This is a genomic window from Tellurirhabdus bombi, assembly GCF_021484805.1.
In the GTDB taxonomy this organism is placed as follows: Bacteria; Bacteroidota; Bacteroidia; order Cytophagales; family Spirosomataceae; genus Tellurirhabdus; species Tellurirhabdus bombi.
On the sequence record NZ_CP090557.1, the window covers coordinates 1,175,161 to 1,198,358 of the forward strand.

The 23,198-nt window shown below is 49.4% G+C and carries 22 protein-coding genes; 11 read left to right on the top strand and 11 right to left on the bottom strand.

Features of this window, described 5'->3' with window-relative positions; translation table 11 throughout:
* Positions 1 to 7 precede the first annotated feature (7 nt).
* A complete protein-coding gene (gene ilvB, locus L0Y31_RS05035; RefSeq protein ID WP_234736043.1) occupies positions 8 to 1,798 on the bottom strand; it encodes a biosynthetic-type acetolactate synthase large subunit in 1,791 nt (596 codons plus the stop codon).
* Between the two features lie 38 nt (positions 1,799 to 1,836).
* A complete protein-coding gene (ilvD, locus tag L0Y31_RS05040) occupies positions 1,837 to 3,537 on the bottom strand; it encodes a dihydroxy-acid dehydratase (protein WP_234736044.1) in 1,701 nt (566 codons plus the stop codon).
* Between the two features lie 314 nt (positions 3,538 to 3,851).
* On the opposite strand from ilvD, the gene murQ reads away from it, so the two are divergent.
* The 5 genes from murQ to L0Y31_RS05065 all read left to right on the top strand — a co-directional run bounded on the left by murQ (position 3,852) and on the right by L0Y31_RS05065 (position 9,847).
* Positions 3,852 to 4,652: an N-acetylmuramic acid 6-phosphate etherase gene (murQ, locus tag L0Y31_RS05045; RefSeq protein WP_234736045.1), complete on the top strand. Its 801-nt coding sequence runs from the start codon at positions 3,852 to 3,854 to the stop codon at positions 4,650 to 4,652.
* Positions 4,649 to 5,665: a quinone oxidoreductase family protein gene (locus tag L0Y31_RS05050; RefSeq protein WP_234736046.1), complete on the top strand. Its 1,017-nt coding sequence runs from the start codon at positions 4,649 to 4,651 to the stop codon at positions 5,663 to 5,665. Before murQ ends, L0Y31_RS05050 begins: the two co-directional genes overlap by 4 nt.
* Before the next feature lie 115 nt (positions 5,666 to 5,780).
* Positions 5,781 to 7,046: an MFS transporter gene (locus tag L0Y31_RS05055; protein WP_234736047.1), complete on the top strand. Its 1,266-nt coding sequence runs from the start codon at positions 5,781 to 5,783 to the stop codon at positions 7,044 to 7,046.
* Positions 7,047 to 7,178: 132 nt separating this feature from the next.
* The gene (locus L0Y31_RS05060; RefSeq protein ID WP_234736048.1) at positions 7,179 to 8,417 is read left to right on the top strand and encodes an MFS transporter; all 1,239 of its coding nucleotides are present in this window, start codon (positions 7,179 to 7,181) and stop codon (positions 8,415 to 8,417) included.
* Positions 8,418 to 9,424: 1,007 nt separating this feature from the next.
* Entirely contained in the window at positions 9,425 to 9,847 is a 423-nt protein-coding gene (locus tag L0Y31_RS05065; protein ID WP_234736049.1) for a hypothetical protein, read from the top strand.
* 4 nt (positions 9,848 to 9,851) lie between these two features.
* Here L0Y31_RS05065 and L0Y31_RS05070 read toward each other — a convergent pair whose 3' ends face one another.
* From L0Y31_RS05070 to L0Y31_RS05090, 5 genes are all read right to left on the bottom strand, one after another.
* Complete coding sequence (locus L0Y31_RS05070; RefSeq protein WP_234736050.1) at positions 9,852 to 11,369, bottom strand: amidase; 1,518 nt, start codon at positions 11,367 to 11,369, stop codon at positions 9,852 to 9,854.
* Positions 11,370 to 11,398: 29 nt separating this feature from the next.
* On the bottom strand, positions 11,399 to 12,547 hold the full coding sequence (locus tag L0Y31_RS05075) for a glycoside hydrolase family 130 protein (RefSeq protein ID WP_234737121.1): 1,149 nt from the start codon (positions 12,545 to 12,547) through the stop codon (positions 11,399 to 11,401).
* 99 nt (positions 12,548 to 12,646) lie between these two features.
* A complete protein-coding gene (locus tag L0Y31_RS05080; protein ID WP_234736051.1) occupies positions 12,647 to 13,426 on the bottom strand; it encodes a FecR domain-containing protein in 780 nt (259 codons plus the stop codon).
* 19 nt (positions 13,427 to 13,445) lie between these two features.
* Positions 13,446 to 13,988, bottom strand: a complete 543-nt coding sequence (locus tag L0Y31_RS05085; protein ID WP_234736052.1) for a sigma-70 family RNA polymerase sigma factor — start codon at positions 13,986 to 13,988, stop codon at positions 13,446 to 13,448.
* 21 nt (positions 13,989 to 14,009) lie between these two features.
* Positions 14,010 to 14,510 carry a hypothetical protein gene (locus tag L0Y31_RS05090; RefSeq protein ID WP_234736053.1) on the bottom strand — a complete coding sequence of 167 codons (501 nt, stop codon included), beginning with the start codon at positions 14,508 to 14,510 and terminating at the stop codon, positions 14,010 to 14,012.
* A 175-nt stretch (positions 14,511 to 14,685) separates the two neighbouring features.
* Between L0Y31_RS05090 and L0Y31_RS05095 the strand changes: the two genes are divergently transcribed.
* A complete protein-coding gene (locus L0Y31_RS05095) occupies positions 14,686 to 14,982 on the top strand; it encodes an SCP2 sterol-binding domain-containing protein (protein WP_234736054.1) in 297 nt (98 codons plus the stop codon).
* A gap of 38 nt (positions 14,983 to 15,020) precedes the next feature.
* Here the strand turns inward: L0Y31_RS05095 and L0Y31_RS05100 are convergent, their stop codons facing one another.
* The gene (locus tag L0Y31_RS05100; RefSeq protein WP_234736055.1) at positions 15,021 to 15,521 is read right to left on the bottom strand and encodes a MarR family winged helix-turn-helix transcriptional regulator; all 501 of its coding nucleotides are present in this window, start codon (positions 15,519 to 15,521) and stop codon (positions 15,021 to 15,023) included.
* A gap of 208 nt (positions 15,522 to 15,729) precedes the next feature.
* Between L0Y31_RS05100 and L0Y31_RS05105 the strand changes: the two genes are divergently transcribed.
* The 4 genes from L0Y31_RS05105 to acpP all read left to right on the top strand — a co-directional run bounded on the left by L0Y31_RS05105 (position 15,730) and on the right by acpP (position 20,185).
* Positions 15,730 to 16,815 (top strand): HlyD family secretion protein, encoded by a 1,086-nt coding sequence (locus tag L0Y31_RS05105; RefSeq protein ID WP_234736056.1) that lies wholly within the window; start codon positions 15,730 to 15,732, stop codon positions 16,813 to 16,815.
* A 90-nt stretch (positions 16,816 to 16,905) separates the two neighbouring features.
* Positions 16,906 to 18,480, top strand: a complete 1,575-nt coding sequence (locus tag L0Y31_RS05110; RefSeq protein WP_234736057.1) for a DHA2 family efflux MFS transporter permease subunit — start codon at positions 16,906 to 16,908, stop codon at positions 18,478 to 18,480.
* 30 nt (positions 18,481 to 18,510) lie between these two features.
* A complete protein-coding gene (locus L0Y31_RS05115; protein ID WP_234736058.1) occupies positions 18,511 to 19,830 on the top strand; it encodes a TolC family protein in 1,320 nt (439 codons plus the stop codon).
* A gap of 109 nt (positions 19,831 to 19,939) precedes the next feature.
* On the top strand, positions 19,940 to 20,185 hold the full coding sequence (gene acpP, locus L0Y31_RS05120; RefSeq protein WP_234736059.1) for an acyl carrier protein: 246 nt from the start codon (positions 19,940 to 19,942) through the stop codon (positions 20,183 to 20,185).
* Positions 20,186 to 20,261: 76 nt separating this feature from the next.
* Here the strand turns inward: acpP and L0Y31_RS05125 are convergent, their stop codons facing one another.
* The 3 genes from L0Y31_RS05125 to L0Y31_RS05135 are packed head-to-tail and all read right to left on the bottom strand — an operon-like array spanning position 20,262 to position 22,278.
* A complete protein-coding gene (locus L0Y31_RS05125) occupies positions 20,262 to 20,978 on the bottom strand; it encodes a 2-phosphosulfolactate phosphatase (protein ID WP_234736060.1) in 717 nt (238 codons plus the stop codon).
* A 47-nt stretch (positions 20,979 to 21,025) separates the two neighbouring features.
* Positions 21,026 to 22,129 (bottom strand): glycine cleavage system aminomethyltransferase GcvT, encoded by a 1,104-nt coding sequence (gcvT, locus tag L0Y31_RS05130; RefSeq protein WP_234736061.1) that lies wholly within the window; start codon positions 22,127 to 22,129, stop codon positions 21,026 to 21,028.
* Complete coding sequence (locus tag L0Y31_RS05135; RefSeq protein WP_234736062.1) at positions 22,120 to 22,278, bottom strand: hypothetical protein; 159 nt, start codon at positions 22,276 to 22,278, stop codon at positions 22,120 to 22,122. Before L0Y31_RS05135 ends, gcvT begins: the two co-directional genes overlap by 10 nt.
* On the opposite strand from L0Y31_RS05135, the gene L0Y31_RS05140 reads away from it, so the two are divergent.
* A complete protein-coding gene (locus L0Y31_RS05140) occupies positions 22,277 to 23,197 on the top strand; it encodes a carboxypeptidase-like regulatory domain-containing protein (protein WP_234736063.1) in 921 nt (306 codons plus the stop codon). The genes L0Y31_RS05135 and L0Y31_RS05140 overlap by 2 nt on opposite strands.
* The last annotated feature ends 1 nt before the right edge of the window (position 23,198 follow it).

Sequence of the window (23,198 nt, forward strand, 5' to 3'; positions counted from 1 at the left end):
GTCAGAATTATTCCAATCGGATGGCAGAAACGCTTGTTCCTGCTGGAACCATTGGAAATACGTTTTCTTCTTGTTCGACAATAACTTCCAGTAGATAAGGCTTATCGGAGGCCAGCAACGTATCCAGCGAAGCCGAAAGGTCTTCTCGTTTGCTGCACGTATGGCCATCGACGCCAAACCCTTTTGCAATCATGATAAAATCTGGATTCTGCAATTCAACGAACGAGTACCGACGGTTGTGGAACAACTGCTGCCACTGCCGAACCATGCCGAGGTAGTTATTATTCAGAATAATCGCCTTAACGGGTAGCTTATTCTGGGCAATGGTGCCTAACTCCTGAAGCGTCATCTGGAAACAGCCGTCGCCAATGATGGCGATAACTTCCCGACTTGGGTCACCTACTTTGGCTCCAAAAGCCGCCGGAAGGGCAAAACCCATCGTGCCCAGGCCACCGGACGTAATGAGGCTGTGAGGACGCCGGTACTGGTAATAAGCAGACGTCATCATCTGGTGCTGGCCAACGTCAGCCACCATCACCGCTTCGCCATTGGTCTTTTTCGACAGCATGTCGATGACTTCGGGCATCTTCAGTTTTTCGGTCGTTGGAGCCAGGGCGGGTGCCTTTACTTTTTCGTACTCTATGGCGTCGTATTTCCGGAATTCGTTCCGCCAGGCCGTGTGGTCGTTCTCTTTCACCAGCGGCAACAGACGAATCAGCGCTTCTTTGGCATCGCCCACAACCGGCGCTTCGGCTTTGATAATTTTATCAATTTCTGCCGGATCGATTTCAATGTGGATTACTTTGGCCTGCGGCGCAAACTTCGACGCATTGCCCGTCACCCGGTCGTCAAAACGCATTCCAAGACCAATCAACACATCGCACTCATCGGTCATGACGTTCGAACCGTAGTTGCCATGCATTCCCAACCAACCCGTATAAAGCGGGTGATCACACGGAACCGCTGACTGCCCTAACAGCGTGGAAGCCACTGGAATACCCGTTTTTTCAATGAAGGCCAGTAATTCTTTTTCCGCTTTAGAAATCAATACACCATGACCAACCAGAATGTAAGGCCGTTTGGCGTTATTGATCAACTCAGCGGCCTTTTCCAACTGATCCTGTTTTGGAATCAGGCGCGGACGGTAGCTAACCACTTTTTCGCATTTTTTATACGAAAACGCTTTGGTCATTAATTCCTGCTGCGCATTTTTCGCAATATCAATCACCACCGGACCGGGCCGACCCGTTTGAGCTATATAAAATGCTTTCGAGATAATTTCCGGAATCTCATCGGCACTTGTAATCTGATAATTCCATTTCGTAATGGGCATCGTAACCCCAATAACGTCCGTTTCCTGAAACGCGTCAGTACCCAACAGGCTGGCGAAAACCTGACCGACCAGACACACAATTGGCGTGGAGTCGCTCATGGCATCGGCAATACCCGTGATCAGATTGGTTGCACCCGGGCCCGAAGTAACCAGACAGACTCCTGGACGGCCACTGATGCGGGCATAGCCTTCAGCAGCGTGGGCCGCTCCCTGCTCGTGACGCACCAGAATATGATTCAGGCGATCCTGATAGTCATACAGGGCATCGTAGACAGGCATAATCGCGCCGCCGGGATAGCCGAAAATCGTTTCTACCCCCTCTTCCACCAGCGACTGCATGAGTGCTTCGGCACCCGTCAGGGGTTTGATTAATTTCTTAGCCGGAGCATCTACTTCCGGCGTTGCTACGCGGGACGATTCTACCTGGACTTGCTGTTCTGTTACTTCGCTGACCGTTGTTTGCATAGGTCCTGCTGTTTTATGGTGTATTCAATAGTTTGTTCTTACATTTCATCCGTCACGCAGCCTTCGCTGGCTGATTTCACGCTCCGGATGTAGCGTCCTAAAACGCCCCGCGTAAAGCTGGGAGCTGGCTGTTGCCACTGGCTCCGCCGCTCGGCCATTTCTTCATCGGAAATGTGCAGCGTCAATTGGCGGGTTTCAGCATCAATCGTGATGCGGTCGCCTTCTTTGACGAGTGCAATCGGGCCACCGTCGAATGCTTCCGGCGTGATGTGTCCGACCACAAAGCCGTGGGTTCCACCGGAGAAACGCCCATCGGTAATCAAGGCTACTTTATCGCCCAAACCTGCGCCAATCACGGCCGAAGTAGGTTTCAGCATTTCCGACATGCCGGGTCCGCCTTTAGGTCCCGCGTTGCGGATAACGATGACGTGGCCGGGTAGAATTTCGCCTTTGGCCAGCGCGTCGATGATCTCCGATTCGTGTTCGCAAATCTTGGCCGTACCGTCAAAGCGCAAGCCTTCTTTACCCGTAATTTTGGCTACTGCGCCCGTGGGTGCCAGGTTGCCGTACATAATCTGGATATGGCCTGTTTTCTTAATGGCCTGCGATAGCGGGAAAATGATTTTCTGCGTCTCGAAATTCAGGTCAGGAGCTTCGGCCAGGTTTTCCGCCACGGTTTTACCCGTTACGGTCATGCAATCTCCGTGAATCAATCCTTCCTGATACAGGTATTTGGTAACAGCCGGTACGCCACCGATTTCCAGAACATCCTCCATGTAATATTTGCCACTTGGTTTCAAGTCAGCAATGAACGGAGTCCGGTCGCTGATCGCCTGAATTTCGTCCAGTGTCAGGGACAAACCAGCCGCGCGGGCGATAGCAATGTAGTGCAGGGTTGCGTTGGTCGAGCCACCCAACGCCATGACTAGAGTCAGCGCGTTTTCCAGCGATTTTTTCGTAATGATGTCCCGAGGCTTTAAATCCATTTCCAGCAAACGCTTCATGGCTACCCCGATTTTTTTACATTCTTCCTGCTTGCCTTCGTGCGTTGCCGGATAGCTGCTGCTAAACGGTAAGCTCAAGCCCATTGCCTCAATGGACGAAGCCATGGTGTTGGCCGTATACATCCCACCGCAGGCTCCCGCACCCGGGATGGCATTCTGCACAACGCCTTTAAAATCTTCGTCGGAAATGTTACCGGCAAAGCGTTTTCCCAGCGCTTCAAAAGCCGAAACGATGTCTAATTTCTTTCCTTTATAATGTCCTGATCGAATGGTTCCGCCGTAGACCATGATTCCGGGACGATCCAAGCGGGCCATGGCCATAATGGCTCCCGGCATGTTTTTATCGCAACCGACTACCGTAATTACACCGTCGTACCACTGCGCACTCACGACCGATTCGATGGAATCCGCAATCAGATCTCGGCTTGGCAGGGAATAACGCATGCCGTCATTGCCGTTGGTCATGCCATCCGATACGCCAATGGTATTGAAAATAAGACCCACCATATTATTGGCCTGAATGCCCTGCTTTACATAAACAGAAAGGCCATTCAGGTGCATGTTGCACGTGTTTCCTTCGTAGCCGGTGCTAGCAATACCAATCTGTGGTTTTGCCATATCCTCTTCGGTCAGCCCAACGCCATAAAGCATGGCCTGAGCAGCCGGGTTACTGATTTCCTGCGTTAAGGTGGCGCTGTATTTGTTTAGTCGCGTAGTGGTTTCGGTTGCCTGCATGGGTATTCAATTATTTCTTGGCATAAAAAAACCCTTCCGGTTCGGGAAAGGGCCTCAACAAATTGTCAAAGTACCTCTCCCGACCTATTTTACCAGGTCAATAAGTAGTACAATAATGACAATAAGTGCTTTCATAATATTTAGCGAATTTTCGCTGATAGCGTAACTTGCTTCAAAGTAAAGAAGTCTTGTTTTAAAACGCAAACAATATGCATATTAATTTTATCCTAAAAAACTGAACGGCAGATAAGAACGGCTAAGTGGTCGTCAGGTTGGATAAATAGTGTTACTTTGGGCTAAATTTCAAGGCTATTATGGTTACTGAAACATCCTCGCATTATAATCATTTAGAACAAATGTCAGTACAGGAGTTACTGACAAATATTAATAAGGAAGACAAAACGGTTCCGCTCGCGGTTGAAAAAGCAATTCCGCAAATTGAAGCCTTGGTCGCTCAACTTACCAAGCGGATGAAAGAAGGTGGCCGGCTTTTTTACATCGGTGCCGGAACCAGCGGTCGGCTGGGTGTTGTCGATGCCTCCGAATGCCCCCCCACCTATGGCGTTTCGCCTGATCTGGTGGTTGGGCTAATTGCTGGTGGCGATGGCGCGATTCGCCGGGCGGTTGAAAACGCCGAAGACGACTGGGACCAAGCTTGGAAAGATTTACAAGCTTACCACGTTGATGAACAGGATACGCTGATTGGCATTGCGGCCTCAGGCCGTACGCCTTACGTCATTGGTGGTCTGAAAAAAGCCCGCGAAGCCGGTTTACTAACGGGTTGCGTTGTTTGTAACCCCGGTTCTGCCGTTGCGCAGGCCGCCGAATATCCGGTAGAAGTAGTGGTTGGGCCGGAGTTCGTCACGGGTAGCACCCGCATGAAAGCTGGCACCGCTCAGAAACTGGTCCTCAACATGATTTCGACTTCGGTGATGATCCAGCTTGGTCGGGTTAAGGGCAATAAAATGGTAGATATGCAGCTCACGAACGAAAAGTTAAAAGACCGGGCAGCTAAAATGGTCATGAGCGAAATTGGCGTTAGCCGCGAAGTAGCCGAAAACCTGCTGGCGCAATACGGAAATGTCCGTAATTCCATCGAAAATTACCGTCCATGAAAGCCATCGTTCAAACTGAACTGCACCAACCCGCCCGGCATACTGAGGCCGAAAAGCCAGTGGCCGGGCCGGGGGAAGTGCTTGTCAGTTTGAAAGCGGCGGCGCTCAACCACCGGGATGTTTTTATTCAGCAGGGCTTATACCCCCGCATTCAGTTGCCGGTCATTTTAGGGTCCGACGGAGCCGGGGTGGTTACTGACCTTGGCGAAGGTGTCGAAGCCGGTTGGCTGGGGCAATCAGTGTTAATCAACTGCGCGCTGAACTGGGGGAACAATCCCGCTTTTTACGGACCGGATTTCCGCATTCTGGGTATGCCCCAAAACGGCACGTTTGCCGAATTTCTGCAAATCGAAGCAAAATATTTACACCTCAAGCCTCACCACCTGACGTTTGAACAGGCAGCGGCATTGCCCCTGGCGGGCCTTACTGCCTGGCGGGCGCTCATGACGCGGGGCGCTTTCCAACCGACAGACAAAGTGCTGATCACGGGTATTGGCGGTGGAGTTGCCTTGATGGCCCTGCAAATGGCCGTAGCCGCCGGGGCGGAAGTTTGGGTTACGTCCGGGTCGGATGAAAAGCTACAACGCGCCAGCACGCTGGGTGCGCATGGGGGTGTCAACTACCGGGAGGCAGACTGGGCCCGAAAGCTCATGACGCAGACGGGTAGTGGCAAAAGCGGGTATTTTAACTTGATTATTGACAGCGCGGCGGGACCGGGCTTTGTCCAACTCATCGACGTGGCGGCTCCCGGAGGGCGGATTATTTTTTACGGCGGCACAACCGGCAACATCACCGACGTAGCCCCCTCGAAAGTCTTCTTCAAGCAGCTCACCATCTGCGGCACCACCATGGGCACGGAGCAGGAATTTGCCGATCTGCTTCATTTTGTTACCGAAAAGCAACTGGTGCCTGTCGTCGATGCTGTATTTCCCCTCGCCGAAGCCGAGCAAGCCTTGCGCTATTTGGAGACCAGTCAGCAGTTTGGCAAGATTATCCTGAAAATTAATGCGTAATTTTTGGGTAGACAAGCAGTAATTTTAACACTTGTTTGCGTCTTTGTAGTTAGAATCCCACCTGTTTCGTCTTATTCCCAAATAAAGTTAGCCATAATCATCTCTTGCCCAAACGATGCAATCGACCTTGACCCCGCCTCAAAAACCTTCTTACCGCGCCTTATTTAGTTTGCCCGTCATTGTGGCTGCTCTGGGATACTTCGTGGACATCTATGATCTGTTGCTATTTGGTATCGTTCGGATTCCCAGTCTCAAAGACCTGGGCCTGACCGACGCACAAATTTCTCTCGTTGGCGTTAACATCCTGAACTGGCAGATGGGCGGTTTGCTGTTAGGCGGTATCTTGTGGGGCGTATTGGGTGATAAAAAAGGGCGCTTATCCGTCCTCTTCGGTTCCATCCTGACCTATTCGATTGCCAACATTGCCTGCGGCTTTGTCGATAAAGTTACGTTTATGCCGCCCGCCGACTATTATGCCTACATGCGTTTTATCGCGGGCATTGGACTAGCCGGTGAGCTGGGCGCGGGTATTACGCTTGTTTCCGAATCCTTACCTAAAGAATTGCGCGCGCTGGGCACCTCACTGGTGGCGGGTGTAGGGCTGTTTGGGGCTGTTTTCGCTTATTTCACGGTTGAGCTGTTTAGCTGGCAAAGCGCCTTTTTTGTGGGCGGTGGTATGGGGATTGGCCTGCTGCTTCTGCGGGTAGGCGTTTTCGAATCGGGCATGTTTCAGGAAGTCTCGGAGCAGAAACACATTTCGAAAGGCAACTTCTTCGCGTTTTTCACCAACTGGGACCGCTTTACCCGTTACCTGAAGTGCATCGGTATTGGTCTGCCAACCTGGTTTGTGATTGGTATTTTGGCCACCCTCAGCAATGAATTTGGGCTTGCTTTAGGCGTAGACGAGCCCATTAAGCCGGGCCTTGCTATCATGTGGTGCTATGTCGGTCTGGCCATTGGTGACCTATCGAGTGGTGTTCTTAGCCAGGTGCTTGAGTCGCGCAAAAAAGCGGTTGCTCTTCTCATGGTCTTCACGCTAGTCTTTAGCGTTGTCTATTTGTATTTCGGGGTAAAAAGCGCAACTACCATGTATGGTCTGGCTTTACTAATGGGCTTTGGAATCGGTTATTGGGCCATGTTTGTTACCATCGGGGCAGAGCAATTCGGGACTAACCTCCGCGCTACGGCGGCTACCACCATTCCAAACATGGTGCGCGGACTCGTTATTTTGATGACCAGTTTATATACGTATTTAAAACCGTCGCTAGATGTTATTAACGCGGGTGCCGTTGTTGGTCTGCTTAGCTTTGTTATTGGCTTTTACTCCATCCTGACAGTTCCAGAAACCCACGGCAAAGACCTGAATTACCTGGAAGAATAAGAAACTGGGCTTTAAACGAACCAGAAAGGGCTGCCGAGTTTCTCCGGCAGCCCTTTGTTATGTATACACCAAAGCCGAATTCGGAAAAACCATTAACTTTCCAATCCAAACCCCAACCTTTCTGTCTGCGTCATGCCCTTAGAGACAAAGTTGTCCGCTGTATCATATAGTACCCTCTTTTCGCTACCCGTTATCGTATCGGCGTTAGGCTATTTTGTGGATGTCTACGACCTACTGCTTTTTAACATTGTCCGGGTGCCTAGCTTAAAGGATTTGGGGCTAAACGCAGAAGAGGTTTCGCGGCTCGGCGGAATGATTCTGAACTGGCAGCAGGCGGGTCTGCTACTGGGTGGGATTTTGTGGGGTGTCTTGGGCGATAAAAAAGGACGTCTTTCGGTTCTTTTTGGCTCTATCATTACGTATTCCGTGGCCAATATTGCCTGTGGCTTTGTTCAGGACGTGGAGATCTACGCGCTTTTGCGGTTCATTGCCGGCCTTGGTCTGGCTGGTGAACTAGGCGCTGGCATCACGCTGGTGGCAGAAATCTTACCCAAAGAAACTCGCGGTTATGGAACCTCGCTTGTTGCAGGCGTTGGCCTGTTTGGGGCGGTTGTTGCTTATTTCACGGTCGTTCTGTTCGATTGGCGCACTGCTTATTTTGTGGGCGGCGGCATGGGAATCGGGCTGCTGCTGCTTCGCGTTTCGGTCTTTGAATCCGGTATGTTCCTGCAAATGAAAACCAACACGGCTCAGCGCGGTAATTTCTGGGCCTTGTTTACCAACCGACGCCGCTTGCTTACGTATTTTCGCTGCATGGGCCTGGCCGTGCCCACTTATTTCGTCATTGGTATTTTGGCTACGTTTAGCAATGAATTTGGCGAAGCACTGGAAATCAAGGAGCCTGTGCTGGCGGGGCAGGCGGTCATGTATACCTATATTGGTATGGCGGTGGGTGATTTACTGAGTGGACCTTTGAGCCAGTGGCTACGTTCCCGCCGCAAAGCCATTGGCTGGCTGATGACGCTGAACGCGCTGCTGGTTACTATCTATTTGTTTGGCGGCGTCTCCTCACTAAGTCTTTTTTACGCACTTTGCCTCGCGCTGGGATTTTCCATCGGTTACATTGCCTTGTTTCTGACCGTCTCCGCAGAGCATTTCGGAACTAATCTACGCGCAACGGCTACCACTTCCATTGCCAATAACGTACGGGCGACAACGCTGCTGACGATTCCGTTGTTTCAGGCCTTAAAACCAACAATTGGTGTCCTCGAAGCAGGTGCGCTGATTGCTCTTGTCTGCTTTTTTATCAGCTTTTGGGCCTTAATAACCCTCGACGAAACATATAGCAAAGACTTGAATTACTTAGAATAATTCAAGAATACAGTCTAAAATCGACCACTGGCTAAATATTATACAAGTATTGATTTTTCAAAACATATATTTGGAAGCTCATGTTATACTAGCGATAGTGGTACCATCTGCGTATTTCAATCCACCCATTTTACAATTGACATGCAAGACAATCTGAATGAACCTACCAAGCAAGTGCTAGCCTTACCGGGCTATTTGCAGTTATTAGTTGGTATTTTGCTTTTAATGCTGACACTTCTTTGGCACAATAAGTACCGTGCTTACAAGCCTTCTGCTGATAAAGTCCTTGTTACTCAGCAATCCTGATAACCATGATTTGCTTACTGACGCTAAAGGATCTGTATAGATCCTTTTTTTATGCTCGCTAAGCCCAAAAGCGCATTAAAAATGGATTATAATTTCAATTTCTCAATTGAATTACTATATAATAAAAACAACCTCATTTTTATTACCAAATATTGATTATCAGTTACTTAATTTATAGTTAATAAGTATCTTTTTATACTTTAACGATATCCGGCTTAATTTGTCTTTTTTTGATAAATATTTTGACTTGTTTTAGAATGATCGGCGCCCTAAATTAGTTGATGTCGTTTCACTTACAAGTTGCCGGACAGCATGAATAAACAATACATCACCTTACTAGGCCGTCGAATTAATCGAAAAGATGTAGTTCAATTTTTAGGCTTGTTATTTATTTTAGGCATGATGCAGTTGTATCGTGACCGGTATCATTCTATCAAACAAGATCAATCGCCTTCTAAAATGCTAGCGACTTACGCTGTAGTCCGCTAAAATCTCATCATATATTTATTTGAAGAATAAGCCTGGCTTTCTGCTGGGCTTATTTTTTTGCCCCAATAACCCTATACATTCCGGTTTAGACCGTTTATCTATTTTTTTTACCACTCTTCCCAGAATCCTGCTGTCGGCCTTTTCCACTTGCGTCTTTTCAACAATTAGCTCAGAAACACTGTCTGAAACGTAAACAACAAATCACACATACTATGAAAAAGATCGCTCAAGTGTTTGCAAAGGCCTTACTGATGTTCGCCCTGGTACCCGCCATTCCTTACACTCCTACCCACGCTCAGGCGGTGTCTACGTCAGACTCGGAGAAAGCGTTTGAAGCTGCTATTTATCCCGCTGCCACCCCACTCAAATTGTGGCTGACCGTGGAGCGCTCACCGTCATCCACCAATCCTTTACGCATTGAATTAGTAGACAAGAAAAACAAGGTTTTGCATGCTTCCACCTTACCCAAAAAAGGAAAAGCCTTTCAACAACAGTTTGATTTGAGCCAGGTAAAAGACGACACCTACACGTTACGCATTACCGACGGCAACAAACTGGTTGAAAAATCCTTCAAACTGAGTACGCCAGGTCTTAGTGAGCAGCTTCCTCAGCGCCTTGTCTCTCTCAATAATTAATCCGCTATTCGGCTAAGGGAGCAAGTTTTGGCCAGGGTCTAGCTTGCTCCAACTGACTGGCCAACCGGAACAATAAGGCTTCGTTGCCGATACTCGCCGTGAACATCAGGCCAACAGGCAAACCCTCTGGCGTACGGTGCAATGGCACGGACATGGAAGGCTGCCCTGTCATGTTTGCAATGGGCGTATAGGGGATATAGCTAAAGGTTTTTTCGGCTAATTCTGTGACAATCTTGCTGCCTTTCAGGTGACGCAATACGCCCAGCGAATCTACTATTTTTAAAAGCCGGTCCTCGGTAGACGAGTTTTGCAATTCGCCGATCTGAATGGGTGGCCGCGAAAGGACGGGTGTAAGCAACAGGTCGTACGTTTCGTGCAGCGTACCCATGCGACGCGCCAACTCATTCCAGCGCCGCAACTGAAAAGCGAAATCAACGGCAGAGTATGCTTCGGACAGCCGCGCCAAAGCCCAGGTATTCAACTCAACATCCAACCGGCGGGCCGGACGCCCCAGGTAAATACCCAGTTCCCGAACGGTAGCGCCCGTTTCGGCCAGAACCATAGTAAAAAATAATTCGCTCAGGGCAGGCGCATCATACGGAAGAGGAATTTCCTCCACATCATGACCCAGGCTTTCCAGGAGCCGGGCTGTTTCCTGCACGGCTTTTACACATTCGGGATCCAACTTTTGGCTGAGGAAAGGATGTCCGGTTGTAAAGGCAATTCGCAGGCGGCCCGGCTCCTGGTTTATTTCTTCGGTAAAAGGCCGTTCGGGGGCTGCAATTCCGTAAGGATCGCCCGGCGTGGCGCCGGCCAGAGCATCCAGTAAGGCCGCGCTGTCGCGTACCGTTCTTGTTACTACATGGCTGCTTACGGCTCCTTGCCAAAGTTCGCCAAAACGGGGACCTAAGGACGTTCGCCCCCGCGATGGTTTGAGGCCAAATAAGCCACAGTTCGCCGCCGGAATGCGAATTGATCCACCGCCATCGCTCGCCGTAGCCGCAGGGACAATACCAGCCGCTACCGCCGCCGCAGAGCCGCCGCTCGAACCGCCCGGCGAATGCGTTAGTTTCCAGGGGTTTCGAGCCGGACCGTAAAGTTTAGACTCGGTATAAGGTGTGAGGCCAAATTCTGGCGTATTAGTCTTACCAAATAAAACCAATCCAGCTGCTTTCATCCGTTGAACCAGGCCACTGTCTGCGGTCGAGACATAATTCTGGTAGCCACGGCAACCAGCTCGCAATGGCGTCCCCGCCCACTCTAGTTCCAGATCTTTGACCAGAAAAGGAACGCCCCGAAACGGAGCGCTAACCGGCAGTTGCGACACCATTTTACGCCCTTCTTCGTACAAAGGCTGCACAATGGCGTTGAGTTGCGGATTGACTGCTTCCGCCCGAGCAATGGCCGTTTCAAGCAATTCGGCGGCAGAGACGTCTCCTTTTTTAACCAATTCAGCTAAACCAACCGCATCGTATTGCGCGTATTCCTGAAACGTTAATGAGGAGGTACTCGGGACGTTCATCGGGTCTTATTTTAAGAGAAAATAATTTCTTACTTAATCGGGGCTGTAGCTACCGCGATCTTCGAGTCGGCGGTTCCATAATACAAAAACCATTTGCCTTTGTAGGGAGCCAACCCTTCCAGAAAGCAAACCTGATTTACCTGGCCTTCAATTTCGTACGGTTGGTCAGGCTTCATGAAGTACGTTTCCGTCCGATCAATTAGTTCAACCGGATCATCGGCCTTAAAGAGCATTTGTCCGGCGGCATAGGCTCCCTCGGGCAAGCTCCGGTCGCCCCGCTGTGCATCGTTCATGCCGTTGTAGATCAGCACAATTCCTTTCGGTGTAATTAATGCCGACGGGCCAGGTTCCAGCACGCGGTAATCATGTCTTCCAGGCCGAAACTCGGCCACGCCTAAGAGCTTGCCATTAGACCGCTCAACCGGTATCCAGTGCAGCAAATCATCGGAGTAAGCGATGTAAAGTTGCTGCTGGTCGCCCCAATACATCCAGTACTTATCGTTGATTTTTTGCGCGATAATCTGGCTTCCAACCCGTTTTCCAATGATAGAGCCTGATTTAGACCAGTGGTTTTGGTATTTGTTGTTGTAAGCCTCTCCGAACGCCAGACCCTGCTTTTGCCAGTTCATCAGGTCTTTTGACGTCGCTACGCAAAGCCGGGCTTTATCTCCGTCGTAGGCTGTATAAGTCATCACATAGACTCCATTTGGACTTTCGATCACGCGTGGATCTTCGCAGCCGCCTTCCCATTCGTAGGTTTTCATGGCGTCGTTTGCCGGATAGAAAACTGGTTTGGGCAGCCTTTTGAAATGGATTCCGTCAGTGCTGCTGGCTAGTCCAAGGCGGGATGTACCCGCGTATTTCCCGACCACATCTTCGGCCCGGTAGATCATGTAAATCTTTCCGTCCCGCACGACCGCAGCCGGATTAAAAACGTCTTTCTCTTCCCAACGAACCGTCTCCTTTCGGACCGGGCAATCAAAGGTGGTCGATGCCAGGGGGAGTAAAACCGGATTAACCGAATTCAGTTTTTTGAATGGGCCGATCTGCCAGGTCTTTTCATTGTCGGCTTTAACGAAGCGTCTGGAGCGCTTGGATGTCTGACCATACCCCGTTTCGGTCAGTAATAAGAATAAAACACAAAGAAGTAAACAGCGACGGCTCGCAGGCAGGTTCATCATAAAGCGTAGGCAAAGAAAGTTTAGGATTAGCAAGATACTAGTCCTTACCCAGCAATGCAACGCCTGCTTGATCGGAAAAAAGCCTTTCCCAGTGGTCTAATGCAGATACGGGATCGCCCAATCTAAATAATCTGGAGAATCAATGCCAGCAGCAGAAAAAAGCCCCTGGCCTTTATCAAATTCAACAATTTCTCCTTCCTGCACAGACTGCACAGAAGGCGCGCCGAAAAGACTCGGCTGAACAATTAGGGCTATGGGATGCTGCCCCACCACCAATCGGGTCAGAGAATCGCGATTGGACAGATAAAAACTTCCTTTATTCACTTTTAAGGAAACTTTTGGGGAGGCATGCACGAGTAGAGGGTTGTTTTTTTTTCGTGAGCTAACCGTAAAATACCCTTCACCCTGTATCCAGACATTTCCATTTGGACGGGTGTTCTTTGGGAAGCAATGCAAGGTCGAATTACCATTTAAAATTACGGTAGACGAAGAGTCTGGCAAGACAATTTTAAGGCGCTCGTCGGGGTTCGTGTGGTAGGTTAGCGCCATGGGAATGTACCAATTCTGCAGGAACTGAAGGCTAAATCCAAGCGCCAGAAGCAGGCATAACCAGATAACCCCTTTTATAAAGTGGGCGTTTAGGTTGGACGGGTTTGCGAGTTTGTACGGCTTCAGCGCGGTTTGTTTTTCAATGCGCTGCCAGAGCCGCTGCCAATTCGGCTCGGAATCAATGGGAGCGGGAGCCTGTTGCCATTGCACCCACATTTTGGCGTGTAATTTCGGTTCGTTGGCAGGATTTTGCAGGTAATCAATCACCTGTTTTTCTTCCTGCGGGCTACACTCGTTTCGAACGTACCTGGCTAGGAGCTTATCCATCTCATACGGCTTTAGAAACCTAGTTAATGTATTTTGCAAAATGCCCGCTTATTTTGGCAACTGCTTGTTTAAGCGATTCTTCCACACAGTGCGGCGACATAGAAAGCTCCTCGGCAATTTGCTGGTTACTGTATCCTTTGTGCCGGCTCAGCTCATATAACTGGCGGTGGCTTTTGGATAACCTGGCAATTGCCTGTTGGTAGAATTCTTCCAATTCCAGATACAAAACCTGTTCGCTGTTGACGGGAACAGTTTGTGTTGTCAGGTTCTGGAGCACATCCTGCAAAGGGTACTCACTGGCCTGCTCCCGAAATTGCACCAAAACAAAATGACAGGTTAGCGTAAAAAGATACCCGTTTAGCGATATCGTATCACTCAGCGTCTGGCGCTTCTCCCATAAGTTACTAAAAACGTCACGGACAACCTGTTCTGTCACTTTGGCATTTTTCAGGTAGCCAAAAGCAAACTGGTAAACCTGCGCGGCAAAGCGCTCATAAATCGCCTGAAGCGCGGCTTTGTTTTCACCGTGCAATTGCCGAAGAAGTGTTTGTTCAAGAGTCATAACATTCGTCAGGCAATGACCTTACCGCATGTGTTTGAGATTCAATGCGTAGAGAACCAGAAAAATAATGCTGAAAAAAGCAGTACTCACTCCTGCAATTCCGCCAATAAGACCACCAAAGATAATTACTGGTGAAACAACAGCCACCAAAACGCTCGCGACGTAGATGTAAAACCCAACCTTACGCAAGTTCCACATCAGCAGAGCGCCGGCCAAGGCAAGCAGATTAACAACAATGGTTGCTATGGAGGACTGGCGAATCCGCTCCGGACTCATGCTCTCAGAAACGGAACCCAGCATCTTTTCAATAAATTGGCTGCCTTCCTGGCCCTGCATGTTGTCCTGCGCTTGCTCAAGGCTTTCCTGCGTAACTGAAGCGGCTAAATCGGCGCCACTATAGGATGAGATCGCGTTGAAAATTCCCCAGGCGCAACTCAGAAAAGTTAAGACGCAAAGAACAGTTAAAAAGGTAGGGCGCTGGCTACTCGGCGGCGGGTATGGCGTTAATGAAGAGGCTTCCATACAAAACAATAATTCACTGGTTCAGTTTAGGTTACTTTCCACCCTGCGGGAAAAGATTCCGAACTTAGCTATTTTTTCAGTTTTTTTCACCAGCGTGGCTTAATTTATTGATATTTTTAGGCAGAAAAAGTAATAAAACTAGTGATCTGTTAAAGGTCAATAACTTTTTGATCAAATGACTCTACAAGAATTGACCAACGAGATTCGTAACCGAATCGGTACGGATAGTGGAATTAATGCAACCGTTAAGCTCGATACCGACCAGGGAGCCGTATACATCGACGGAAAACAGATACCTAACGTGGTGTCTAACGAAGACAAAGCAGCTGATTGCGAGATCAAAGTTACGGTTGACAACTTGCAAAAAATGTCATCCGGGGAGTTGAATCCCATGTCTGCGTTTATGTTTGGAAAACTTAAAGTAAAAGGCGACATGGCCGTTGCCATGAAAATCGGTCCGAAACTGGCTTGAACAAGAGCGGTAGGCAGCTTCAACTGCCTACCTATTCACTACGTATTTTCTTCTTTTTCCAGCTCTCTCACCAGTAGCAACATGGTGTCGGCCATCTGCTCGACCTGCTCATGCCCCGCAATGGCATCGTACTTTTCGCGGATCTTCTGCATGCAGTTAAACACAGTTTTCATCAGCTGCTTGCCACGCTCATTCATAAATATCTGACTGGAACGCGAGTCTTTAGGATCTTTTACGGTATAGATATACCCCCCGTCTTCCAGCAATTTTACAATTTTACTCATGGCCTGTTTGGTCACGCCTGCCCGTTTTGCCAACTCATTGTTGGTAATTCCATTTTCTTCCAGATTGCCCAAAAAAACGATGTAGCTAACCTTAAAGTCGGTAAAGCCTGAGGCCAATAACCGCTCTTCAATATCGCGGGATAGAAACTTTTTCAGCTTAGATAGAACACGGCCCAGCGATCGCTCACGTACCTTGTAGAAGAGCTGGTAGTTAAAGGACGCCGTTTCTGGTGATAAATTCTCGCACTTTTCCATAATTTCTTACTTATACTGCCCCTTGTCAATAACCCAACGCTGGGCACGGAGCCGTCTATTTTGTCGCATCTCACCTTTTAAATTAAAAACTTATTAAAACAGAACAAAAAAATAGTCAAACAAGTTGACTAAACAGCGCAACAAATTACCTTTGCCAAACATAGTCAATTTAGTTTACTAAATAAAAATAGTTCAATTTTAACTCTCCATGGCAACAGAACAAACCACGCCAGTCAAAAAATACCTTCCCCGGTTAATTATATTGGTTGTCGTTATCGTGGCTGCTATTTATGGTTTCAACGCGTACCAACACAGCCAGGTATACGAAACCACAGATAATGCCCAGATTGAAGGAAATGCAGCGCCAGTGCTGGCCCGGGTAGCGGGTTATGTGCAGGAGGCAAACGTTGAAGATTATGCACTGGTCAAAAAAGGACAGCCTTTGATTACCATTGATCCGCAGGAGTACGACGTTGCCCTCCGGCAGGTCGAAGCCGACTACCAGCAGACGCTGGCCGATTTGCAAACCGCCCAGGCCGACCTACAAAATGCCCGCGCCAACCTGCGTAATGTGCAGCAAAACTTCCGCGTCGCTCAATCAAACGCGGCGGTACAAGCCACCCGGCGGGATAAAGCCCAAAAAGACCTGCAACGCGATCAGAACTTGTACCAGGGCCAGTCACTGACCAAAAAGCAATTGGAAGATTCGCAGAGCAATGCGGATGTGCAGGCCCGTCAATACGATGCCAACGTGCAGCAAATCAACCTGGCACGCAGCTCCGAGGATGTTTCTCAGGCGGCCATTGCCCGGGCGCAGGCTAACATTCTGAAGGTGCAGGCGGTCCTGAAAGTAAAGCAAGCCGCAGTCGATAATGCTAAATTACGCCTTGGATACGCCCGCATAACAGCGCCGATTTCCGGCAAAATAGGCAAGAAAAATGTCGTGGTTGGCCAGTACGTTCAACCGGGACAAACTCTCTTCACGATTGTCAATGATTCGACCTTCTGGGTAGTGGCGAACTTCAAGGAAACCCAACTGGAAAAAATGCGCATTGGCCAGCCCGTTGATCTGAAGATTGACGCTTATCCCGACCTCGACGTAAAAGGAAAAGTGGTTTCGCTCTCGGAAGCAACCGGCGCCAAGTTTGCCCTTCTGCCGCCCGACAACGCTTCTGGAAACTTCGTGAAAGTAACCCAGCGCGTACCGGTTAAAATTGAAATTCAGAATCCGGAGAAATACAAAGGTTTGCTCCGGGCTGGCTTAAGCGTTGAACCTGCCGTGAAAGTGCAGTAATCGATGAATAATAACCATGAATAGCCAGTCGCATCCAGGTGCGTTTGACTTATTCCTGTTCAGGCTTTCTTTTTAATTATTCATTCAACTATGGCAGCAACAGGTTTTCGGCGTTGGATTGTCGTCATTACGGCAGTATCGGCGGCCATTCTGGAGTTGATCGATACGTCCATTGTTAACGTCGGTTTGACCGATATGGCGGGTAACTTGGGCGTTACGATTGAAGATATTTCTTGGGTCATAACGGCCTATGCCATTGCAAACGTCATTGTTATTCCGATGACGAGCTTTTTGCAAAATTATTTCGGGCGAAAAAATTACTACATCGCTTCCATCATTCTCTTTACCGTGGCCTCGTATCTCTGCGGTATAGCCGACGGCCTCTGGACGCTGGTGGCCTTCCGGTTCCTACAGGGCATTGGCGGGGGCGCATTGCTTTCTACCTCACAGGGGATTATGTACGATGCTTTTCCCGTTTCGCAACGACCCATTGCGTCGGCCATTTTCGGGATGGGAATCGTGATGGGACCAACGCTAGGACCAACGCTGGGGGGCTTTATTATCGACAATTACCACTGGAGCTGGATGTTTTTCATCAATGTACCCATTGGTATTGCGGCGGTTCTGTTGAGTTCGGCCTACATCGAGAAGAAACCCGAGGAATTCAACATTGAACGCAGTAAAATCAAGATCGACCAGCTTGGCATTTTGCTCCTGGCGGTTGGCGTGGGCAGTCTGCAATACGTGCTCGAACGGGGTGAAGCCGACGATTGGTTTGATAGTCAGGCCATTTTATACCTTTCCGTAGTAGCCTTGATTTCAGTGCCCATGTTTATCTGGTGGGAATTGAAAACCGATAGTCCGGTGATTAACCTGCGGGTGGTAAAAAACCGCAATCTGGCGGTGGGATCAATTCTGGTTTTTATCATTGGGTATGGCTTGTTTACGTCTATTCTGCTATTCCCGCTGTTTGCCCAACGCATTATTGGCTACACGGCTACCAAGACTGGTAACTTACTGATTCCGGGCGGGATCGTCACGATTTTGATCTTTCCGCTGGTTGGTAAATCGCTGGCGAATGGGGTTTCTCCCCGCATTTTTGTTTCGCTAGGTTACCTGGCTTTTATCACGTTTTGCTTTATGATGGCGGGGTATGATGCCAATGCCAGCGAAGGAAATTTTATCTGGGCATTGCTCATTCGCGGGATTGGGATGGCACTGATTAACGCTCCCATCATCAACCAGTGTATTTCTACCCTGAAACCGCAGGAGCTGCCAACGGGCATTGCTTTCACCAACATGGTTCGGCAGCTAGGTGGCGCGTTCGGGATTGCCATTACCAACACCTACATTGCCCAGCGGACTGCTGTTCACCGAAGCGATCTGGTATCTAACCTACAGGCCGGTGATCCGCTAACAACCGAACGGCTGAACGGCCTGACGCAGGGCCTGATTGCCAAAGGAGTTAACGCAATGGATGCCGTATCGGGCGCTTACCGAACCATGGATGCCATTATATCCCGGCAGGCACTTATGATTTCTTACCTGGATACATTCAGGCTGGCGGGGCTCTTCTTTGTTGTTACGCTACCGCTACTCTTTCTATTACAAAACAAGAAAATGGACCCTGCTGCGGCAAAAGCGGCGGCTGATGCGGCGCATTAAGCCAAAATAGATTCCAACGAATCAATCAACATGAGACGATTTCAGCTAATTTTCATCTTATTCGCAATAACGGGCCTTGCCCAGGCGCAGACAAACGCCCCTCAGACGAACCTGCCCGCTGATTTAAAGGCCCTGATTACGCAGGCTACCGCTAATTTTCCGCGCCTGAAAGAGCAGGAACAGCAGGTTCGGGCGGGAGAAGTCCGCGTTGATCTGGCCCGCACCGCCTACCAGCCCAACGTAACTGGAAATGGTTCTTACCAGTATGTTACGCCGGTGGCCAAGGCTACGCTTCCTGTTAATGGCCGCGAAACAACCATTCAGTTTCAGCCCAATCATAACCTGAACGCGAACATTGGCATCGGGCAAACGATTTATGATTTTGGTCGCACCGAAGCCAGTATCCGCCGAGCAACGGACGATGTGCAGATTTTAAAACGGAACCTCGAGCTGAGTCAGCAAAATCTGGCCTATCAGGTGGCGGCTACATACTACGGCATCGGCTTTCTGCAAAAAAGCATTACAGTGCAGGATTCGGTCATTAGTGTATCGCAACAAAACATCCAGGTTTTCGCCAATCGGCTGCAAAACGGGGAGGCGCTGGAATACGATCTCATCTCCCAGCAGGTTCGTTTGAAAGCGGCCCAAAACCGAAAAATAGACTTGCAGAACAATCTGGAACGGCAACGCGCGTTATTGACCTACCTGACGGGCAATCTGAATCCAGCGATCAGCCCGGCGGCTACGCAGTTTTCCGAGCAGGTTTCTACCTTGTCTTTGGAGGCAACTCGGCCAGCGGAAGAAACTGGCAATAAAGAAGTTCAACTGGCCCAGGATCGCGTTCGGGCTGCACAAACGGATGTTTTGATTAGTGGACGCAGCAATAAACCAAGTATCGGTTTCAACGGCTCAGCGGGTTTCCGAAACGGTTATTTGCCCGCTATCAATACGCCTCGATTCAACATCGCTGCCGGTGTGGCCTTAACCGTGCCTATTTACGACGGTAGGCGTCACAAATTGCAGAATCAGGCAGCGCAAATCAACCTGGATGCCAGCCGCTACGCCGTTGCCAATGCCAGTGCCCAGTTGCGTCAGAATCTAGATCAACTGGCCGCTGATATTCGCAGCAACCAGCAACGATTGGCCAACTTGGAGACGCAAACCTTACAGGCGCGCAAAGCCCTGGATATTGCCCGTACTCGGCTGAAAAACGGCGTTATAACCAACGTAGAGCTGCAAAGCGCCGAAACAGGCGTCGAAGAAGCGGAATTAGCCCGACTAAATTATCAGTACCAACTGTTATTGAATCAATTAGAGCTAAAACGCTTATTGGGAGAGAATTTGAATTGACCGAAAAATAAAACTGCTAGGTGAGGTAAACTAAACTTTGCCACAAGCAGTTAAAAGAATAGAGCCCGTCTGCACAAGCTGCGGATTCACAACCTGAAAAGCACACACCATGAAAGCGCGAGTAATAAGCATTCTCAAAAATTTTGGCGTCCAGCACAGCGCCATTACCAACGACGTACATTTCACCCGGGATCTTGGGCTGGATAGTTTGGATACGGTCGATTTGATTATGCATCTTGAACAGGAATTTGGTATCCGGGTTCCCGACGAGGATTATTCAAAGCTCACGACTTTGCAAGGGGTATTGGATTACCTCCAGACAGAGCATCATGTAACGGCTGACGCAGTGGTCTAACTGACCTAATATCATAGCTTTTACAGCGTTCAAGGGTTTTAAAATCCTTGAACGCTGTTTTGTTTAAGTCCTTTCATCAGACTTCCATACACACCAGCGCATTGCCCCGCAGTACGGGAACAACGTCGTATAAATCATGCTGGAGGCAGTAGATAATATCTTTCTGAATGCTGAGCCGATGAAGCCGCCGCACGTGCGACGAAGCCGCCAGAAAAGCTGGTAAGTCTTTCTGGGCCTGTACGTACATTCGCCACGCCATCAAACCGCTGTCTTCGGGTACCATAAACTCATCCCGCAGCCGCTCGATCAACGCACCCGCAAAAAGTGTATCCTCCAAATTGACGCGTCCTTTCCAGCCCGCACACAAGATCAACACATCATACTGCTGCGCTTTCAGATAACGGGTAATGGCTTCCAGATTCAGGAATGAACCAACCAGCACCTTCACGGCTCCTCTCGAACGCGTAATGGCTAACGTACCGTTGGTAGTAGTCATGGCAATTCTTGAACCAATGAGGCGCTCGTCCATGTAACTGAACGGCGAATTATCCAGCTCAAATCCATCCACTTTCTGGGCATTCCGCTCGGCTGCTGCCAGATAGCCACGCTCTTGCAGAGATTTGCACTCTTCGACGGTTGCAACGGGCAGAATGCTCTCTACACCGTAGGCAAAAGCAGTGACCATGCAGGACGTAGCGCGAAATACATCGGCAACAACAACAATTGAATTTTCAAGCGATTGGGTATGAAGATGCAGTAAGTCGGGGGTAAGACAAACGTCAATATTTTTCATAGATGGAGGAAAGAAGCCCGAATTTAGCTATACCCGGGCCTCTGTAATTACTTCTTAACAAATGGCAACTTCACAACCTGGGCCTTCAACAACCGGTCGCGGACTTTAACAAATACTTCGGTTCCCGGCTTGCTGTAGTCGGACGGGACGTAGCCCATGCCAATCCCTTTGCTTAATGTCGGCGACTGCGTGCCGGAGGTCACTTCGCCCAGATGGGTGCCGTCTGCCGTGCAAAGCTCGTAGTGACTTCTTGGAATCCCGCGATCAATCATCTCAAAGCCAACCAGCTTCCGGACCAGGCCCTGTTCTTTCTGGCTTTTGAGACTGCTTGAGTTCACGAAGTCTTTAGTAAACTTCGTCACCCAGCCCAGTCCTGCCTCCAGGGGGGAAATCACGTCATCTACGTCATTTCCGTAGAGACAAAAGCCCATTTCCAGGCGTAAAGTATCCCGGGCGCCTAAGCCAATCGGTTTGATCCCGTGCGGTGCGCCGGCTTCCAGAATGGCTTTAAAGACCGCTTCGGCCTGCTCGTTGGACACGTAAATTTCAAATCCACCCGCGCCAGTATAGCCCGTTGCCGAAATAATCACATTGGGACAACCCGCAAAATCCGTTTTCTCGAAGGTATAATACGACATCGAATCCAGCTTGGCATTGGTCAGGGGTTGCAACGCCTGGGCAGCCAACGGACCCTGCACTGCAAACAGACAAGTGTCGTCCGAAATGTTGACCATATCAACGCCATCGGCGAAATTTCCGGCCTCCATGTGACTTTTTATCCAATTCCAGTCTTTATCAATATTGGAGGCATTGACCACCAGCATAAATTCAACAGGGCTAATCTGGTAAACCAGCAGATCGTCAACAACGCCGCCCTTCTCATTCGGCAAGTAGCTGTACTGCACTTTGCCATCGTAGAGCAAAGAGGCATCATTGGCTGATACTCTTTGAATTAACTCCAGAGCCCGGTCGCCTTTCAGAATAAATTCGCCCATGTGCGAAACGTCAAAAATACCAACGCCGTTTCGTACCGTCTGGTGTTCTTCAATGTCGGAAGAATAACGTACGGGCATTAAATAGCCAGCGAACGGGACCATTTTTGCGCCGAGCTGCTCATGAATGTTTTCGAGCGGAATGTGCTTTAATTCCATGAATAAAGATGAAGTTCTGAGGGGGTGATCTGTAGCATAGAATAGCGATTGGGAGCTAATAAATAGTCTTTTTCTATTCCAAAAAGCTGTTTAATCACAGTGATAAGGTCTAATATTGCAAATGTACCGATTTCCAGACGGTTTTCCATGTTTCACTCACCGTACGTAAAACAGAGTCTCTTATACTTCCTTCTTTTTGTACTCAGTAATGGCCTGGCCATTGGACAAGTAGTCATTCGAGGGAAAATCCAATCTGTCGACGATGGCCGCCCCGTGCCCTACGCGCTTATTACGGATCCGCAACACCGCTTCGGCACCTATGCCGACACAAGTGGTCAGTTTACCGCCCGTGTACCGGCTGGCGTTGATACATTGCTGATTAGTTGCGTTGGCTTTCTGGATACGACAGTTATTATTTCGGGTCTTGCCGACAAACCGGTCATTTTGCTGAAGGCAAAAGAAACGCAGTTGCCCGAAATGATTGTCCGGCGACGAAAACCACGGATTGCCACCCTGGGCGCACTGCGCCGCCGCACCACCTACGTCTGGGGAAACTGCTCCGGTAGAAACATTGAGTATGCATTGCTAATCCGAAATCCCCGCTCCCTCAACGGCTACTTAAATAAAATTGCCTACCTGATTGCCCGCGAGGGCATTCCTACGGCTCCGTTTCGGGTGCGCATCTACGCCAATAACGAGGGTGAACCAGGTGCCGATTTGCTGCCGCGTAGCGTAATCGCTACGGCGCGGCGCGGCGGGAACTGGTGCGAGGTAGACCTTTCCGACTATAACATCCGGCTTCCCAAAGAAGGCGTTTTTGTGGCGATGGAGTGGCTAGCCACCCAGAACCCGAAATATCATTTTTCGAAAGGCTTCAAGATGCCCGACGGCCAGCAAAATAAGCTGGAATGCTATGGCCAATACCTGGCTTTCTCCAAAGAAATTAAGTCGGCGCTGGTTTGGGAACGCGTCAATGGCGGTTACTGGCGCCGCCACAGCTCGACATTTTCGCGAGCGGGCGGCGGTGAGCATCCGGTTATCCGAACCAAAGTAGCGCTGGGAAACTGAG